Origin of the sequence: Pseudomonas sp. TH07, from assembly GCF_016651285.1 — a bacterium.
Lineage (GTDB): Bacteria > Pseudomonadota > Gammaproteobacteria > Pseudomonadales > Pseudomonadaceae > Aquipseudomonas.
Genome location: NZ_JAEKED010000001.1, coordinates 713,061 through 729,079, shown reverse-complemented (window position 1 = coordinate 729,079; position 16,019 = coordinate 713,061). Strand labels below are relative to the sequence as shown.

Below are 16,019 nucleotides of genomic sequence, written 5' to 3'. Positions count from 1 at the left end.
GCGGGTGGCCTAGGTTGTTGGCTCTGTGAACAACAAAAACCCGGCAAGGGTCAGTGAGTGAACAACTGAACACGCGACAGCCCCTCAGAAGGCTGTCTGATTAGTTTTGCCCGAGAGGGCAAGTTTCCATTAGCTACTTCGAGAGACGGATGAACATCACCACCTTTGCCAAACGCCTGTGCCTGCTTGTCCCGCTGATCATCACGCCCGCTGCCTGGGCGGTAGAGGCGATGCCGTCGCCACCGCAACTGGCCGCCAAGTCCTATGTGCTCATGGATGCCAGCAGCGGTAACGTGCTGGTGGAGAACAATGGTGACCAGCGTCTGCCGCCAGCCAGCCTGACCAAGCTAATGACAGCCTACATCGCGACCCTGGAAATCCGTCGCGGCCAGATCGGCGAGAACGACCCGGTGACCGTCAGCGAGAACGCCTGGCGCACCGGTGGTTCGCGGATGTTCATCAAGGTCGGTTCGCAGGTGACCGTCAGCGACCTGCTGCACGGCATCATCATCCAGTCGGGTAACGACGCCAGCGTTGCGGTTTCCGAGCACATCGCCGGCAGCGAAGACGCATTCGCCGACATGATGAACAAGACGGCCGGTGACCTGGGCATGAGCAACAGCCACTTCATGAACCCGACCGGCCTGCCGAACCCCGAGCACTACTCGTCGGCCCACGACATGGCGGTGCTGGCTCGCGCGATCATCCACGAAGACCCGGCTCACTATGCGATCTACTCGCAGAAAGAGTTCTTCTGGAACGGCATCAAGCAACCTAACCGCAACCTGCTGCTGTGGCGCGACAAGACTGTCGACGGTCTGAAAACCGGCCATACCGACGAGGCCGGCTACTGCATGGTGTCCTCGGCCGTGCGTGATGGCATGCGTCTGATCGCGGTGGTCTTCGGCACCAACAGCGAACAGGCTCGCGCCGCCGAGACCCAGAAGCTGCTGACCTACGGTTTCCGCTTCTTCGAAACCCAGACCTTCTATCAGAAAGGCACCGAGCTGGCCCAGGCACCGGTCTGGAAAGGCACCACCCACCAAGTCAAGGCCGGCCTGGCTGAAGACCTGACCATGACCATGCCCAAGGGCCAGCTGAAGAAGCTCGCCGCCAGCATGACCATGAACCCGCAACTGGTCGCGCCTATCGCCAAGGGCGACGTGATCGGCAAGGTTGAGGTCAAACTGGACGACAAGGTCGTACACAGCGCCGACCTGATCGCTCTGGAAGCGGTCGAGGAAGGTGGTATCTTCCGCCGCATGTGGGATAGCATCCGTCTATTCTTCTACGGCTTGTTCAACTGATTACTGTTGTCGACGGACATGGGCCCTGCTCTGAAACAGACCAGGGCCCATGTCCGTCGCCACGGCTTACGAGGCCGTTTTGCCATGACAGACACTGAAGTAAAGGCGCCAAAGATCGAATTCCCTTGCGCGGATTACCCGATCAAGGTGATTGGCGACACCGGTGTGGGTTTCAAGGACAAGATCATCGCGATCCTTGAGAAGCACGCCACCGTTGACCACAAGACCCTGGCCGAACGCCAGAGTACCAACGGCAAGTACACGACTATCCAGCTGCATATCATCGCCACCGGTCAAGAACAGCTGTACGACATCAACAGCGAGTTGCGGGCTACCGGTTTCGTACACATGGTGCTGTGATGCAGCAACCGCTCGGCTTTCGCGAGCTTGGCCGGATGGATTACGAGCCGGTCTGGCACGCCATGCAGCGTTTTACCAATGAGCGCGGCAGTGATGCCGCCGATGAAATCTGGCTGGTCGAGCATTCACCGGTGTTTACTCAAGGCCAGGCCGGCAAGGCGGAACACCTGCTGATTCCCGGGGATATCCCGGTGGTCCAGGCGGATCGAGGCGGGCAGGTGACCTATCACGGTCCCGGCCAGCTGGTGGCTTACCTGCTGCTGGATGTGCGCCGACTCGGGTTCGGTGTGCGCGAGCTGGTCAGCCGGATGGAATGCTGCCTGATCGAGTTGCTGGCCAGTTATGGCGTGACAGCGGCAGCCAAGCCGGATGCGCCTGGCGTGTACGTTAACGGGGCGAAAATCGCCTCCCTGGGCCTGCGGATTCGCCATGGTTGCTCCTTTCATGGCCTGGCCCTGAATGTGGATATGGATCTTGAGCCGTTTCGACGGATTAACCCCTGCGGCTATGCCGGGCTGGCGATGACCCAGCTGCGCGAGCACACAGGGACGATTGAATTTGCCGAGGTAAGTGCCCGGCTGCGCGCGCAGCTCGTCAAACACCTCGACTATGCTGAGCAGACGACCCTAACGGGCGGAATCGACTGATATGACTACTGCGCAAGACGCTGTGCAAACCATGATCCCGACGCTCGATATCACCGAGCGCCCGGCCCCGCGTGCCAAGGTTGAAGCCGGCGTCAAGCTGCGCGGCGCCGAGAAGGTTGCACGCATCCCGGTGAAGATCATTCCGACCACCGAGCTGCCGAAGAAGCCGGACTGGATTCGCGTACGGATTCCGGTGTCCCCGGAAGTCGATCGCATCAAGGCCTTGCTGCGCAAGCACAAGCTGCACAGCGTTTGCGAAGAGGCCTCCTGCCCGAACCTGGGCGAATGCTTCTCCGGCGGCACCGCGACCTTCATGATCATGGGTGACATCTGCACCCGTCGTTGCCCGTTCTGTGACGTCGGCCACGGCCGTCCGAAACCACTGGATGTCAACGAGCCGGAAAGCCTGGCCATCGCCATTGCCGACCTGCGTCTGAAGTACGTGGTGATCACCTCGGTCGACCGTGATGACCTGCGTGACGGCGGTGCTCAGCACTTTGCCGACTGCATCCGCGAAATCCGTAAATTGTCGCCGAATGTACTGCTCGAAACTCTGGTTCCGGATTACCGCGGCCGGATGGACGTGGCACTGGCAATCACCGCTGCCGAGCCACCGGATGTGTTCAACCACAACCTGGAAACCGTACCGCGCCTGTACAAGGCTGCGCGTCCGGGTTCGGACTATCAGTGGTCATTGACCCTGCTGCAGAAATTCAAGCAGATGATGCCGCTGATCCCGACCAAGTCCGGCTTGATGCTGGGCCTGGGCGAGACCGACGATGAAGTGATCGAAGTCATGAAGCGCATGCGCGAACACGACATCGACATGCTGACCCTGGGCCAGTACCTGCAGCCGTCGCGCAGCCACTTGCCGGTCCAGCGCTTCGTGCACCCGGACACCTTCGCCTGGTTCGCCGAGGAAGGTTACAAGATGGGCTTCAAGAACGTCGCCTCGGGCCCGCTGGTGCGTTCGTCGTACCACGCCGACGAGCAGGCGAAACTGGTCAAGGCCAGCCTGGTCTCCTGATTCGCGACCGGTAAAAGCGCCCGCAAGGCTTGCCTTGTGGGCGTTTTCGTTTCTGCGGTATCGACATCACCTTTCTTTGCAGATAAATCCCAGGTCTTTCCAGGCATTCCGGGGCTTTTTTTGCTCAGCAATCCTGTCTACTGTGAGCCACACAATCCACGTCGGGAGAACCATGGATGACCACCCAGCCGATTGAAACATTGCTCGCCCATCTGCCGGTGCCGGCCCTGCTGCCTGAAGGGCAGATCGGCCTGATCGCACCTGCCGGACCCGCAGCCCTGGATGTGGATAAAGCCGTGCAATGGATGCGCGCGCGGGGCTATGCATTGCGGATCTTCCCGGGCGTGGGTGAGGCTGACGGCTACCTGGCGGGCAGCGACGAGGTGCGGTTGCAGGACCTGCACGCGGCCTTTGCCGACAAGGCGATCGGCGCCATTCTCTGCCTGCGTGGGGGCTACGGCAGCCCGCGGTTACTGGACCGGATCGACTACGACCTGCTGCGGCGCAATCCCAAGCCGTTTATCGGCTACAGCGATATCACCGCCTTGCACCTGGCGATACACCGTTATGCGGGATTCGTGACCTTTCACGGGCCGATGCTCAACGCCGACCTGTTGGGCGGCAAGCAGGCACCGACCGAGGCTTCGTTGTTCGGCATGCTGCGCGGCCAGTTCAAGGCCGGCAGCGTGCTGGCGCATCCGGTGGCCTATCCCTTGAACACCATCGAGCCGGGAATTGCCTGTGGTCAGTTGCTGGGGGGCAACCTGTCGATGATTGCGGCGACCATGGGCACGCCCTACGAGATCAGTACCCAGGACGTTATTCTCTTCATCGAAGACATCAATGAGCCGCTCTACCGCATCGACCGTCTGCTGACTCACCTGCGCCTCGCGGGCAAGCTGCAGCAGTTGCGGGGGGTGTTGGTCGGGGATGTGGCGGGAGTGGACCCCGAGGCTCTTGCACGCCTGCTCAAGCAGACCTTTGCCCCCCTGCGCATTCCGGTACTTGCCGGGTGGCGCAGTGGCCATTGCGATCCCAACCTGACCTTGCCGCTCGGGGCTTTGGTCAGGCTGGATGCGGGTGAGCAGCAACTGGTCCTGGAGCAGGACGTGGTGCTGAGGTAGCGCGATGGGCCAGGGACGTGCTCCCTGGCCGTCTCTGGTCATTGATTGCGCAGGTTTTCCAGCAACTTATGGGTCGGGTAGCCATCTGCCGGCCAGCCGAATGATTGCTGCGCGCTGCGGATCGCCTTGCGGGTATTGGCGCCGATGATGCCGTCTGCAGTGCCTGCGTCGTAGTTGCGGGCGCTCAGCAGGTTTTGTAACTCGATACGCTCGGAGCGGCTCAGTGGCAGGTCATCCTTGGGCCAGGCGCCGCTGATCAGGCCGGCACCGGTGAAGCGTTCGGAAAGCAGATTGACTGCCAGCGCGTAGGACGACGAGTTGTTGTACTTGAGCACTGCACGGAAGTTATCGAGGATCAGGAACGCCGGTCCCCGGTAACCCGCTGGCAATAGCAGGGCTGCTGAGAGGTGTTCCGTACCCGCCGGCAGATTGCTGCCGTTGGGCAGCTTCAGGCCCAGCTTTGCCCATTCGGCGACACTTTTACGGATGGCGCCGTCGGCCAGTGAGTAATCGAAGTTATCGGCCAATCGCACCTCGAAGCCCCAGGGTTGGCCTTTTTGCCAGCCCGAGCTTTGCAGGTAATGGGCGGTCGAGGCCAGGGCGTCAGCCGGGCTATTCCAGATGTCGCGACGGCCGTCGCCGTCGAAGTCCACGGCGTGGGTGTTATAGGTGGTCGGAATGAACTGGGTCTGGCCCATGGCGCCAGCCCAGGAGCCGAGCATCTTTTCCGGCTGGATGTCGCCCTGCTGGAGGATCTGCAGGGCGGCAATCAGTTGGCTGTTGGCGAAGGCTGGACGCCGTCCCTCATAGGCCAGGGTTGCCAGGGAGCGAATGACCGACTTGTTGCCCTGGAAGTCGCCGAAATTGCTTTCCATGCCCCAGACGGCCACCAGTGCCTGGCGGTCGACGCCGTAGCGCTGTTCGATCTTTTGCAGAGTGTCAGCGTATTGGTTGAGCAGGGCCTGGCCTTTGCGCACTCGCAGCGGTGATACCGCACCGTCCAGGTATTCCCATACCGGCCGGCTGAATTCCGGCTGGCTACGGTCGGCCTTGATCACGCTCATGTCTGGAGTAATACCGGCGAAAGCGCGATCGAACAGTTCGGCACGGATGCCAGCATTCAAGGCTTCGACGCGGAACCCGGCCTGCCATTCAGCGAAGGTCTGGGTGGGTTGGATATCCAGATTGTCGACGGTCAGCGGAGCGATAGTCGCAGGAGCTGCCAGTGGGGCGGCTTGAAGGTTGGGCAGTGGCTGGGCGTCGGCGGCTGTAGGTTTTTCCGCGCAGGCGACAAGCAGAATAAGACTGGAGGCGGCGGCCAGTTGGCGAAGGCGCCAATGACGGGAATTACGGAAGGGCATGCACAGGTCCAGGGAATACGAATCAGGTGCAGACCTTACCATGCCAAAGGGGAGCTTGCCTTCAGGCGGCCAGAAAGTAAGAAGCCTCCCAGCTTTTAGACTGGAAGGCTTCGCGGCGGTAGCTGCCTTTGCCCTTGGCGGGTTGTTCCTGACGGCTGCGGAACAGTGGCTGGGCAATGATGGATTTGGCCTTGTTGGGGCCATGCTTGGATGGCTTGCTCATGGGGATCTCTCGCTGTGCTGGTGAGTTGTACGGCGCAGATGATCGGCCAGAGTTCGGCTGTTGTCCAGCCCCTGTGATGTGTAGGTGATTTCGCCAGTGATCGCTTATCGAGAGCGGGCAGGCACTGTCAGTTACTCCGCCGGCAGTGCCAGGCGTTGCCCCGACATCAGCAGCGACAGGCGGCTCAAGCTGCTCCAGGGCGAGCCAGCGGCCTGGCCCTTGATCTGGGCATCGATACGCTGGGCATCCAATAGCAGTTGTCCCCAGCGTTGCGCCGAATAGCGTTGCAGGGCTTTGCTCATCAGCGGCTTGCGTTTGTCCCAGACTGGGGGGCGGGCTTGGCTGAAGACTTTATCCAGGGGCACGCCCTGGCTGAATTGCAGCGACAGATTACCCAGCAACCGCAGTTCCCGGGACAGCGCCCAGAGAATCACCGGAGGCTCAACGCCTTCACCGCGCAGGCCTTCGAGCATGCGCAAGGCGTGCGCGGCTTCGCCATTGAGAATGGCGTCCACCAGCCCGAACACATCGAACCGAGCGCTGTCGGCAACCGCAGCCTGCACGGTCTCGACGGTCAGTTGTCCGCCTTCGGCCATCAGCTTGAGTTTTTCGATTTCCTGGGCGGCGGCCAGCAGGTTGCCTTCGACCCGTGCGGCAATCAGTTCAACCGCGTCCTGGCTGGCAGAAAGCCCAGCCTGGGACAGGCGCTGGCGAATCCACTGTGGCAGCTGGTTGGCGTCCACTGGCCAGATCTGCACGAACTGAGTCTGCTCGCCTTCGACCAGGGCCTTGCCCCACTTGGTCTTCTGCGCGCTGCCATCGAGCTTGGGCAGGCTGATAAGCAGCAAGGTGTCTTCGGCAGGGCGTGAACAGTACTCGATCAGCGCTGCTGCGCCCTTGTCGCCGGGCTTGCCCGACGGCAGGCGCAGCTCCAGCAAGCGCTTTTCGGCGAACAGCGACATGCTTGCGCCGGCTTGCAGCAGCGTGCCCCAGTCGAAACTGGCATCGGCGCTGAACACCTGGCGTTCGTCATAGCCTTGCTGGCGGGCCGCGGTGCGGATCGCATCGGCAGCTTCCTGGCACAGCAACGGGTCATCGCCACTGATCACATAGACCGGTGCGAGGCTGCCTTGCAGGTGTTTACCGAGTTGGGCGGGGGCGAGTTTCATAAAGAAGGGCAAGCGGGGCGCCTGGGCGTCCCGCAAGGCTTACTGGTTCGGCAACTGCATTGGCGACTGTTGCGGAGTTTCCGCTTCAGCCTTCTGTGCCGCTTCCAGGGCGTCGGCGTCGGCCTTGGCCTTGTTCCTCGCCGTCTGCTCAAGCTGCTGCAGTTGCTCCGGGTGCAGCAGTTGCAGGCGTAATACCATGCGCTGCACCAGGTCACGGCGCATTTCCTTGCGCACTTCGATCGCCTCCTGGTCGGTACCTACCAGGTTGCTGCCGTCGTGGATATAGACCTTCTGTACTTGCATTTTGTCATCGAGCAACACGAGGTTATCGCTGCTGAGGATCTGGTAGTTCAGTACGTTAGTGATCTCATACTCGGTGGAACGACCGGCGCCGGCGTAGCTGAGGCTGCGCTGGCTTTCCTGTTCATTGGTCAGTACCAGCTTGTACGGCGCGCCAGTGTGGATCTCGATGCCACTGTTCTGCAGTATCTGACGCAGGAGGGTGACGGTTTCGCCATAGGCGTTGCGTGCACTCAGGTCGAGTTCCTTGAACGCCATGTCGTAGTTGCCGGTGCCGCGCAGCTGGAAGCCGCAGGCGCTTAGCAGTACAGCCAGGCCCATCACCAGCAGATTGCGTTTGATCATCTTGTTGCTCCCCTTGAAACCATGTGGGCCGACTCTGCGGCCCTGGAGGTTTTATGCGGCGCCAGGTCAATGACCTGGCACCTGATCCAATTAGCTAGCGACGATATTGACCAGTTTGCCGGGCACGACGATCACTTTGCGAATCGTCAGGCCTTCGGTGAAGCGCAGCACGTTCTCGTTGCTGCGAGCAGCGGCTTCGACCTCTTCGCGGCTGGCGCTGGCCGGCATTTCGATCTGCCCGCGCAGCTTGCCATTCACTTGGATGACCAGTTGCAGCGTGTCCTGTACCAGGGCGCTGTCATCCTGTACTGGCCAGCCGGCGTCGATCACCGCGCCACTGTGGCCCAAGCGGTTCCACAGATCGTGGCTGATGTGCGGCGTGATTGGCGCCAGCAACAGGACGACAGTTTCCAGGCCTTCCTGAACCAGTGCGCGGTCCTGTTCGGTGATTTGCGGTGCTTTTTCCAGCACGTTCATCAGCGTCATCACCTGGGCGATGGCCGTGTTGAATTTGTGATTCTGGCCCACGTCCTGGCTGGCCTGGCGGATAGCCAGGTGGGTGCTGCGACGAATGACTTTTTGCTCATCGTTCAAGTTGGCCACGTCCAGTTTGCCTGGGAGGCCCTGGCTGATATGGGCGTGCGCCAGGCGCCAGACGCGCTTGAGGAAGCGGTGCGAACCTTCAACGCCGGAGTCGGACCATTCCGCGCTCATGTCAGGCGGCGAGGCGAACATCATGAACAGGCGGCAGGTATCGGCGCCGAACTGGTCGATCATCGACTGAGGGTCGACGCCGTTGTTCTTGGACTTGGCCATCTTCTCGGTGCCACCGATCTCTACCGGCAGACCGTCGCTGATCAGCTTGGCACTGATCACCTTGGCTTTGCCATCACGCTCCAGCTCGACGTCGGCCGGGTTGAACCAGGTGTAGGCGCCATTGGCTTCGCGGCGATAGTAAGTCTCGGCAACCACCATGCCTTGGGTCAGCAGGTTCTTGAACGGTTCATCAGAGGTCACCAGGCCTTCGTCGCGCATCAGCTTGTGGAAGAAGCGCGCGTAAAGCAGGTGCAGGATCGCGTGTTCGATGCCGCCGATGTACTGATCCACCGGCAACCAGTGGTCAGCCGCAGCTTTTTCCACCAGGCCGCCTTCATAGTGTGGCGAGGCGTAGCGGGCGTAGTACCACGAGGACTCGACGAAGGTGTCCATGGTGTCGGTTTCACGCTTGGCCGGAGCACCGCATTTCGGGCAGGCGCATTCGTAGAACTCTGGCATGCGCGCCAATGGCGAACCGGCGCCGTCCGGCACCACGTCTTCGGGCAGCACGACGGGCAGTTGCTCTTCCGGGACCGGCACATCACCGCAGCTGTCGCAGTGGATGATCGGGATCGGGCAGCCCCAGTAGCGCTGGCGGCTGATGCCCCAGTCGCGCAGGCGGAACTGGGTACGCGAGGCACCCAGGTTTTTCTTGATCAGCGCCACTTCCATGGCGTCGAAGGCGCCTGCGAAGTCGAGGCCGTCGAACTCGCCGGAGTTGATCAGCGTGCCGTGCTCGCCATAGGCATCTTGCCAGGGTGCCGGGTTGGTATCACCGGAGCTGGTGCGCACCACCGACTTGATCGGCAGGTTGTACTTGGTGGCGAATTCGAAATCGCGCTCGTCGTGTGCTGGAACAGCCATCACCGCGCCATCGCCGTAATGCATCAGCACATAGTTGGCGACCCACACCGGAAGTTTTTCACCGGTCAACGGGTGCTCGACGAACAGCGAGGTCGGCAGGCCTTTCTTCTCCTGGGTAGCGACATCGGCTTCCGCGACGCTGCCGCCTTTGCATTCGGCGATAAAGGCCTGCAGCTCAGGGTTGTTCTGGGCCGCCAGGGCCGCCAGTGGATGCTCGGCAGCCACGGCAACGTAAGTCGCGCCCATCAGGGTGTCCGGGCGGGTGGTGAAGACTTTCAGTACGCCCGCTTCGCCGATGGAGTCGACGTTGTACGGGAACTGCACTTCCATGCCGCGGGACTTGCCGATCCAGTTGCGCTGCATGGTCTTGACCTGCTCAGGCCAGCCCGGCAGATCGTCGAGGCTCGACAAGAGTTCATCCGCGTAGGCGGTGATCTTGAAGTAGTACATCGGGATTTCGCGCTTTTCAATCAGCGCGCCGGAACGCCAGCCGCGCCCGTCGATCACCTGCTCGTTGGCCAGCACGGTCTGGTCGATAGGGTCCCAGTTCACGGTGCCGTTTTTGCGGTAGATCACGCCTTTTTCGAACAGGCGAGTGAACAGCCATTGTTCCCAGCGATAGTAATCCGGCTTGCAGGTGGTCACTTCACGGGACCAGTCCACGGCCAGGCCCAGGCTGCGCAGCTGGGTCTTCATGTAGGCGATGTTTTCGTAGGTCCACTTGGCGGGAGCCACGTTGTTCTTCATCGCGGCGTTTTCCGCCGGCATGCCGAAGGCGTCCCAACCCATGGGTTGCAGGACGTTCTTGCCCAGCATGCGCTGGTAGCGGGAGATGACGTCGCCGATGGTGTAGTTGCGCACATGCCCCATGTGTAGCTTGCCGCTGGGGTAAGGGAACATTGATAGGCAATAGAAAGTCTCCTTGCCTGGCTGTTCACTGACTTCAAAGGACTTTTGCTCATCCCAGAATGACTGGGCGGCGGCTTCAATTTCACGGGGCTGATATTGTTCGTGCATGGCTACTTTTGAACTGAATAGGGGTGGCCTAATCCTCTTCATTGCAACGTTGGGCGGTGATGGCGCCAGATACGGCGTTTTCGAGGCCCAGTCGAGCTGGAAGTGGAGTTACAGGAAGCGCCGTAGCATACATGACCGCGCTCTGCCGAGGGAAACCCTGATTGCGCGCCCTGGGCCGTTGGTCGCGGCGCCAGGCCGCTTTCATCCGCCCGGCTAAGCTGAAATTGGGGAGCAAGACTGATCTTCAATGAGGTGAGCGGATGGCTGAGTCGCAGCAAAAAGCTACAAAACCCGAGTTGTACGAAAAGCTTATAGATCGTTTGGCATTGGCGCTGGATGCAGCAAAAACGGCGGGTCGCTTGCGCGATGAGCGTCCCCTGGAGCTGGAGTTGCGAGGTCTGAGTCGCGCCGAGTTCGAGTTGGTCAAGGCGTATCTGGATCGCAGTGAGCGTATGACGCAGGCAGGCGTGCTGGAGAGTTTGAGGCAGTGCGCAGCGCCACGTTCAGCCAAAGTCATCTGGTTGAAAGACAGGCTGCCATTGAGGGAGCAGGTAAAGGCCCGTTCCCTGAGGTGCAAGTAGCCCTGAGCTGCTCGTTTTGGTCTGCCTCCGGCTGCTGGCGCGGGCCTTGAGGTTTGAAATTCATCTCGCGCCTGTTGTTGCAGGGCGTCTATCCACATAGGCTTCGGGCATCTTTGGAGATGCCCGATGCCCTTTCGTTATTTCATCAAACAATTGCTGTTGCCGCCCGGTGTCCTATTGCTGTTGCTGGCCCTTGCCTGGTGGTTTCGTAAAACGCGCCCACGCTTGGCCGGGCTGTGTTTTGCCCTTGGCCTGGGCGGTTTCTGGCTGATGAGTCTGCCGGTGATGGTGGAGTGGGGTGCCAGCGCCCTGGAGCGCGAGCCGGCGCTGGCGACAGATCAGTGGGCGGCGCTGGCCGAGCGGGCGGATGCGATTGTGGTGTTGGGTTCCGGGCGCGAACGGGGCGATCCGGCATGGGGGTATGACCAGCCCACCGGTGTGGGCCTCGAGCGTGAGCGCTATGCCGCGCGACTGGCCAAGGCCTCTGGCCTGCCGATATTGACCAGTGGCGGCTTGCACTATGGCACGCCGCCGACCGAGGCTGCGCTGATGGCCGAGTCGTTGATGGGGGACTTCGGGGTGGCGGTGCGCTGGCAGGAAGGGCGCAGCCGCACCACTTGGGAGAATGCTCAGTTCAGCGCCGAAGTGCTGTTGCCCCAGGGCATCAAGCGAGTGGTGGTCGTGACCCAGGCCTGGCACATGCCGCGTGCGGCCTGGAGCTTCGAGCAGGCAGGTTTTACCGTGGTGCCGGCGCCGGTGGGTTTTCTGGGGGTGGATAATGCGCGGCCGTTGGGCGGCTGGATGCCGGAGTTCAAGTCGATCTGGCAGAGCGGCCAGTTGTTGAACGAAGCCGTGGGGCAGGTGGGCTACAAGCTGTTCTATCGCTGAGGCGCTGAGGGCCGACAAGCCAGGGCCCGCAGCCACGGGCGGGAACGGCTTGCCGGCGTCGGGTCAAACGGTCTTGGCAATACGGCTGGCCAGCAACGCCCAGCCAAACAACAGCCCGCACAGGATGATCAATGGCCATGAGCGCCATTGCAGATAGGGCGTGAGGTTATGCATGGGCACCACTTCGCCGTAGAGAATCCCGCGCTCAAACTGCGGAATCTGCACGGTGATCTTGCCAAACGGGTTGATCAGCCCGGTCACCCCGTTGTTGGTGGCACGGATCATCCAGCGCCCGGCTTCCAGGGCGCGCATCTGAGCCATCTGCAAATGCTGTAGGGGGCCGATCGAGGTGCCGAACCAGGTGTCGTTGCTGATAGTCAGCAACAAGTCGCTGCGAGCCGAGAGGCCGGCGGCGAATTCCGGGTAAACCACCTCGTAACAAATAAACGGTGCGATCTGATAACCCTTGGCCTGCAGCAGCGGCTGGTCGGCGGGGCCACGGGCGAAGTCCGACATCGGCAGGTTGAAGAAGTCGATCAGGCCGCGCAGCAGGTCCTGCAGGGGCACGTACTCGCCAAAGGGCACCAGCTTCTGTTTCAGGTAAGTGCCATCGCCTTCGCCAACCACGGTGATGCCATTGAAGAAGCGTTTTTCGTGGCGCAGTTCCTGGCGAATCGGAACCCCGGTGATCAGCGCGGAATGCCTGTCAGCCGCAAAGTTGCCCATCATCGCCAAGTAGCCTTCAGCAGACTCCTTGAGCACGGGGACTGCGGTTTCCGGCCAGATCAGCAGGTCCACAGGCTTGGAACTGAAGCTCATGTCGCGGTACAGCGCCAGTTGCGCGTTGAGCTGGGCCGGGTCCCATTTCATGCTCTGTTCGATGTTGCCCTGAATGGCGGCAACGGACAGCGGCTTGCCCGATGGGCTGGTCCAGGCGTGGTCCTTGAGGCTGAGGCCGATTACCCAGGGTGCAGCCAGTAGCAGCAGGCCGGCGACGATAAAGCCTTTGCGTCCGGCCCGGATCAATCGCGGCAGGTTGTAGAGCAGCGCAGCGGTCAGGGCGAGAGAGAAGGAAATCAGCCACATGCCGCCCAATGGCGCGAGCCCGGCCAGGGGGCCATCGAGCTGGCTGTAGCCGGAGTAGAGCCATGGGAAGCCGGTCAGGAACCAGCCGCGAAAGGCCTCCTGGGCCAGCCACAGGGCAGCGAACGCCAGGGCGTCGGCCAGGGGCGCTTCATTGCGCCGCAGCCACCGTGCCCAGAGCCAGGCGGGCAGGGCGAAGAACCAGGCGATTGCAGCAATGAACGCCAGCATCAGCAAGCCGGCCAACAGCGCTGAGGCGCCGCCGTAGGTATGGATGCTGACGTAGATCCAGCTGGTGCCGGCGCCGAACAGGCCAAAGCCGAAGCACCAGCCACGGCCCAGGGCTTGACGGGGTGTCAGCTCACGCAGGCCGGCGTAGAAAAAGCCGACCGCCAGCAGGGCCAGCGGCCAGATGTCGTACGGTGCCAGGGCCAGGGTGGTGATTGCGCCAGCCGCCACGGCCAGCAGGTTACCGGGCCAGCCGGGGCGGGTGATCCAACGCATGTCAGTCCTTAGCGGGAGATAGGGGTCAGGCGCAGCAGGTGGATCCGGCGGCTGTCGGCATTCAGAATGCGGAAGCGATAGGCGCCGATTTCGGTGATTTCATTACGCTTGGGCAAGTGCCCGAACGCGCTCATCACCAGGCCACCCACTGTGTCGAATTCATCGTCGGAGAACTCGCTGTCGAAAAACTCGTTGAAGTTCTCGATCGGCGTCAGTGCCTTGATCAGGAAGTCGCCGCTGGGCAACGGCTTGATGTAGCTGTCTTCCTCGACGTCATGTTCGTCCTCGATGTCGCCGACGATCTGTTCCAGCACGTCCTCGATGGTCACCAGGCCGGCGACGCCGCCGTATTCGTCGATGACGATCGCCATGTGGTTGTGGTTGGCGCGGAACTCGCGCAGCAGCACATTGAGGCGCTTGGACTCCGGCACGAACGTCGCCGGGCGCAGCAGATCCTTGATGTTGAAGCTGTCGCCGTTCTCCTTGAGGATCAGCGGCAGCAGGTCCTTGGCCAGGAGGACGCCCATCACGTCGTCATGGCTTTCGCCGATCACCGGGTAGCGCGAGTGCGCGGAATCGATAACTGCGGGCAGGAACTCGCGCGGGGTCTGGGTCGCCTTGATGCTGATCATCTGCGAGCGCGGGACCATGATGTCCCGTACTTGCAGGTCCGCAACCTGAATGGCGCCTTCGACGATGGCCAGCGCTTCGCTGTCCAGCAGCTTGTTCTGATGGGCTTCGCGCAGCAGCTCCAGCAGCTCCTGGCGGTTTTTCGGCTCATGGGCAAAAGCCTGGGTGAGCTTACCCAGCCATGACTTCTGCCCGTTGCTCGATCGATCTTCGCTCATAGCGATTACTCTAAATCCTTGGTTGTTACAGGTGGATGTAATTAAGACTCGTCGTCGGCATAAGGGTCGCGATGACCCAGTTCTGCAAGCAACGTTCGTTCCAGTGCTTCCATTTCTTCGGCTTCGTCGTCATCTATATGGTCGTAACCCAGTAGATGCAAGCAGCCGTGAATGACTAGATGTGCCCAATGGGCCTCAAGTTCCTTGCCTTGCTCCGCCGCTTCGCGTTCGACCACTTCAATGCAGATCACCAGGTCGCCGAGCAGCGGAATATCCAGCAGCTCGTCCGGCACATCGGCCGGGAACGACAGCACATTGGTGGCGTAATCCTTGTGGCGCCAGGTGTGGTTCAGCTCGCGCCCTTCAGGCTCGTCCACCAGGCGAATGGTCAGCTCGGAGTCGGCGCTGCGCTGGCGCAAGGCCAGTTCGCACCATTGGCGGAACTGGGACTCGCTGGGGGCAGGCTTGTCACTGGCCAGTTGCAGATCAAGCTCAAGCATCGTGGCGATGGCCTTTTTCTGCAGTTGGCTCTTCGGGCGCAGGGTTTTCGAAGCGGTCGTAGGCTTCGACAATGCGCTGGACCAGCGGGTGGCGCACCACGTCCTTGGCCAGGAAGTGAGTGAAGCTGATGCCCGGGACGTCCTTGAGCACGGTGATGACCTGGGACAGTCCGGACTTGGTGCCTTTGGGCAGGTCGACCTGGGTGATGTCGCCGGTAATCACCGCGGTCGAGCCGAAGCCGATACGGGTCAGGAACATCTTCATCTGTTCGACGGTGGTGTTCTGGCTTTCGTCGAGGATGATGAAGCTGTTGTTCAGGGTGCGGCCGCGCATGTAGGCCAGCGGGGCGATCTCGATGATTTGGCGTTCGATCAGTTTGGCCACGTATTCGAAGCCGAGCATCTCGTAGAGCGCGTCGTACAGCGGGCGCAGGTAGGGGTCGATCTTCTGCGCCAGGTCGCCGGGCAGGAAACCGAGTTTTTCACCGGCTTCGACTGCAGGGCGTACCAGCAGGATGCGTCGCACTTGCTCGCGTTCCAGTGCGTCGACGGCACAGGCCACGGCCAGGTAGGTCTTGCCGGTACCGGCGGGGCCGATGCCGAAGTTGATGTCGTTATTGAGGATCTCTTTGACGTAGCGCTGCTGATTCAGGCCGCGTGGGCGAATCATGCCTTTCTTGGTGCGCAACGCAACGCTGGCTTCGGCCACCGGGTTGTTGGCGAGATCCTCTACGGCGGATTCCTGCAGGTACAGGTGCACGGTTTCCGGCGACAGCTCGGTCCCCTTGGTTTCCCGGTACAGGCGGCGAATGAGGTTTTCCGCGGAGGCGGTGAGTCTGGATTCACCAATGAGTTCGAACTGGTTTCCGCGATTGCGGATCTCGATGCTCAGGCGTTGTTCGATCAAGCGCAGGTGCTCGTCGAATTGTCCGCACAGGTTGGCGAAGCGGCGAGCCTCAAAAGGCTCGAGGAGGAAGCGATGTGGTTCTATGGGTGCGTTCAAGGTCGTTTTAAGCCGCCCTGGGGCAATTAAGATGAAATCAAGGATAACGCCA

16 protein-coding genes are annotated in these 16,019 nt (G+C 61.3%); 7 read left to right on the top strand and 9 right to left on the bottom strand.

The annotated features are described in order from the left end of the window. Positions 1-149 precede the first annotated feature (149 nt). The 5 genes from JFU57_RS03515 to JFU57_RS03495 all read left to right on the top strand — a co-directional run bounded on the left by JFU57_RS03515 (position 150) and on the right by JFU57_RS03495 (position 4,465). Entirely contained in the window at positions 150-1,307 is a 1,158-nt protein-coding gene (locus JFU57_RS03515) for a D-alanyl-D-alanine carboxypeptidase family protein (RefSeq protein WP_078471650.1), read from the top strand. Positions 1,308-1,391: 84 nt separating this feature from the next. Beyond that, on the top strand, positions 1,392-1,667 hold the full coding sequence (locus JFU57_RS03510; RefSeq protein WP_008152827.1) for a DUF493 domain-containing protein: 276 nt from the start codon (positions 1,392-1,394) through the stop codon (positions 1,665-1,667). Further along, positions 1,667-2,314, top strand: a complete 648-nt coding sequence (gene lipB / locus JFU57_RS03505; protein ID WP_078471651.1) for a lipoyl(octanoyl) transferase LipB — start codon at positions 1,667-1,669, stop codon at positions 2,312-2,314. The genes JFU57_RS03510 and lipB overlap by 1 nt, the downstream gene beginning before the upstream one ends. Before the next feature lie 31 nt (positions 2,315-2,345). Beyond that, positions 2,346-3,341 carry a lipoyl synthase gene (lipA, locus tag JFU57_RS03500; protein ID WP_161955756.1) on the top strand — a complete coding sequence of 332 codons (996 nt, stop codon included), beginning with the start codon at positions 2,346-2,348 and terminating at the stop codon, positions 3,339-3,341. 176 nt (positions 3,342-3,517) lie between these two features. Next, positions 3,518-4,465, top strand: coding sequence for a S66 peptidase family protein (locus tag JFU57_RS03495; RefSeq protein WP_201128158.1), 948 nt, complete (start codon positions 3,518-3,520; stop codon positions 4,463-4,465). Between the two features lie 38 nt (positions 4,466-4,503). On the opposite strand, the gene JFU57_RS03490 is transcribed toward JFU57_RS03495, so the two are convergent. The 5 genes from JFU57_RS03490 to leuS all read right to left on the bottom strand — a co-directional run bounded on the left by JFU57_RS03490 (position 4,504) and on the right by leuS (position 10,560). After that, on the bottom strand, positions 4,504-5,826 hold the full coding sequence (locus JFU57_RS03490) for a lytic murein transglycosylase (RefSeq protein ID WP_201128157.1): 1,323 nt from the start codon (positions 5,824-5,826) through the stop codon (positions 4,504-4,506). A gap of 61 nt (positions 5,827-5,887) precedes the next feature. Next, complete coding sequence (gene arfA, locus JFU57_RS03485) at positions 5,888-6,049, bottom strand: alternative ribosome rescue factor ArfA (protein ID WP_020295286.1); 162 nt, start codon at positions 6,047-6,049, stop codon at positions 5,888-5,890. Positions 6,050-6,180: 131 nt separating this feature from the next. After that, complete coding sequence (holA, locus tag JFU57_RS03480; protein WP_201128156.1) at positions 6,181-7,218, bottom strand: DNA polymerase III subunit delta; 1,038 nt, start codon at positions 7,216-7,218, stop codon at positions 6,181-6,183. 39 nt (positions 7,219-7,257) lie between these two features. Next, positions 7,258-7,863: an LPS-assembly lipoprotein LptE gene (locus JFU57_RS03475; protein ID WP_078471655.1), complete on the bottom strand. Its 606-nt coding sequence runs from the start codon at positions 7,861-7,863 to the stop codon at positions 7,258-7,260. A 90-nt stretch (positions 7,864-7,953) separates the two neighbouring features. Beyond that, positions 7,954-10,560: a leucine--tRNA ligase gene (gene leuS / locus JFU57_RS03470; RefSeq protein ID WP_078471656.1), complete on the bottom strand. Its 2,607-nt coding sequence runs from the start codon at positions 10,558-10,560 to the stop codon at positions 7,954-7,956. A 260-nt stretch (positions 10,561-10,820) separates the two neighbouring features. On the opposite strand from leuS, the gene JFU57_RS03465 reads away from it, so the two are divergent. Together JFU57_RS03465 and JFU57_RS03460 are read left to right on the top strand one after the other, a co-directional pair. Then, positions 10,821-11,141: a hypothetical protein gene (locus tag JFU57_RS03465; protein ID WP_201128154.1), complete on the top strand. Its 321-nt coding sequence runs from the start codon at positions 10,821-10,823 to the stop codon at positions 11,139-11,141. Positions 11,142-11,267: 126 nt separating this feature from the next. After that, positions 11,268-12,029, top strand: coding sequence for a YdcF family protein (locus tag JFU57_RS03460; protein WP_201128153.1), 762 nt, complete (start codon positions 11,268-11,270; stop codon positions 12,027-12,029). Between the two features lie 63 nt (positions 12,030-12,092). On the opposite strand, the gene lnt is transcribed toward JFU57_RS03460, so the two are convergent. From lnt to JFU57_RS03440, 4 genes are read right to left on the bottom strand one after another with little or no spacing between them, the layout of a single operon-like run. Further along, on the bottom strand, positions 12,093-13,616 hold the full coding sequence (lnt, locus tag JFU57_RS03455) for an apolipoprotein N-acyltransferase (protein WP_078471659.1): 1,524 nt from the start codon (positions 13,614-13,616) through the stop codon (positions 12,093-12,095). An 8-nt stretch (positions 13,617-13,624) separates the two neighbouring features. Next, entirely contained in the window at positions 13,625-14,464 is an 840-nt protein-coding gene (locus tag JFU57_RS03450) for an HlyC/CorC family transporter (RefSeq protein ID WP_020295293.1), read from the bottom strand. A 41-nt stretch (positions 14,465-14,505) separates the two neighbouring features. After that, a complete protein-coding gene (gene ybeY, locus JFU57_RS03445; protein WP_020295294.1) occupies positions 14,506-14,964 on the bottom strand; it encodes an rRNA maturation RNase YbeY in 459 nt (152 codons plus the stop codon). Further along, positions 14,957-15,967: a PhoH family protein gene (locus JFU57_RS03440; RefSeq protein WP_020295295.1), complete on the bottom strand. Its 1,011-nt coding sequence runs from the start codon at positions 15,965-15,967 to the stop codon at positions 14,957-14,959. Before JFU57_RS03440 ends, ybeY begins: the two co-directional genes overlap by 8 nt. Positions 15,968-16,019 lie beyond the last annotated feature (52 nt).

Coding starts and splice junctions, on each gene's coding strand:
- lipB (WP_078471651.1), top strand. CDS start 1,667: ATGCAGCAACCGCTCGGCTTTCGCGAGCTTGGCCGGATGGATTACGAG.
- ybeY (WP_020295294.1), bottom strand. CDS start 14,964: ATGCTTGAGCTTGATCTGCAACTGGCCAGTGACAAGCCTGCCCCCAGC.
- JFU57_RS03465 (WP_201128154.1), top strand. CDS start 10,821: ATGGCTGAGTCGCAGCAAAAAGCTACAAAACCCGAGTTGTACGAAAAG.
- JFU57_RS03510 (WP_008152827.1), top strand. CDS start 1,392: ATGACAGACACTGAAGTAAAGGCGCCAAAGATCGAATTCCCTTGCGCG.
- holA (WP_201128156.1), bottom strand. CDS start 7,218: ATGAAACTCGCCCCCGCCCAACTCGGTAAACACCTGCAAGGCAGCCTC.
- lipA (WP_161955756.1), top strand. CDS start 2,346: ATGATCCCGACGCTCGATATCACCGAGCGCCCGGCCCCGCGTGCCAAG.
- JFU57_RS03490 (WP_201128157.1), bottom strand. CDS start 5,826: ATGCCCTTCCGTAATTCCCGTCATTGGCGCCTTCGCCAACTGGCCGCC.
- arfA (WP_020295286.1), bottom strand. CDS start 6,049: ATGAGCAAGCCATCCAAGCATGGCCCCAACAAGGCCAAATCCATCATT.
- JFU57_RS03475 (WP_078471655.1), bottom strand. CDS start 7,863: ATGATCAAACGCAATCTGCTGGTGATGGGCCTGGCTGTACTGCTAAGC.
- JFU57_RS03515 (WP_078471650.1), top strand. CDS start 150: ATGAACATCACCACCTTTGCCAAACGCCTGTGCCTGCTTGTCCCGCTG.
- JFU57_RS03495 (WP_201128158.1), top strand. CDS start 3,518: ATGACCACCCAGCCGATTGAAACATTGCTCGCCCATCTGCCGGTGCCG.
- leuS (WP_078471656.1), bottom strand. CDS start 10,560: ATGCACGAACAATATCAGCCCCGTGAAATTGAAGCCGCCGCCCAGTCA.
- lnt (WP_078471659.1), bottom strand. CDS start 13,616: ATGCGTTGGATCACCCGCCCCGGCTGGCCCGGTAACCTGCTGGCCGTG.
- JFU57_RS03460 (WP_201128153.1), top strand. CDS start 11,268: ATGCCCTTTCGTTATTTCATCAAACAATTGCTGTTGCCGCCCGGTGTC.
- JFU57_RS03450 (WP_020295293.1), bottom strand. CDS start 14,464: ATGAGCGAAGATCGATCGAGCAACGGGCAGAAGTCATGGCTGGGTAAG.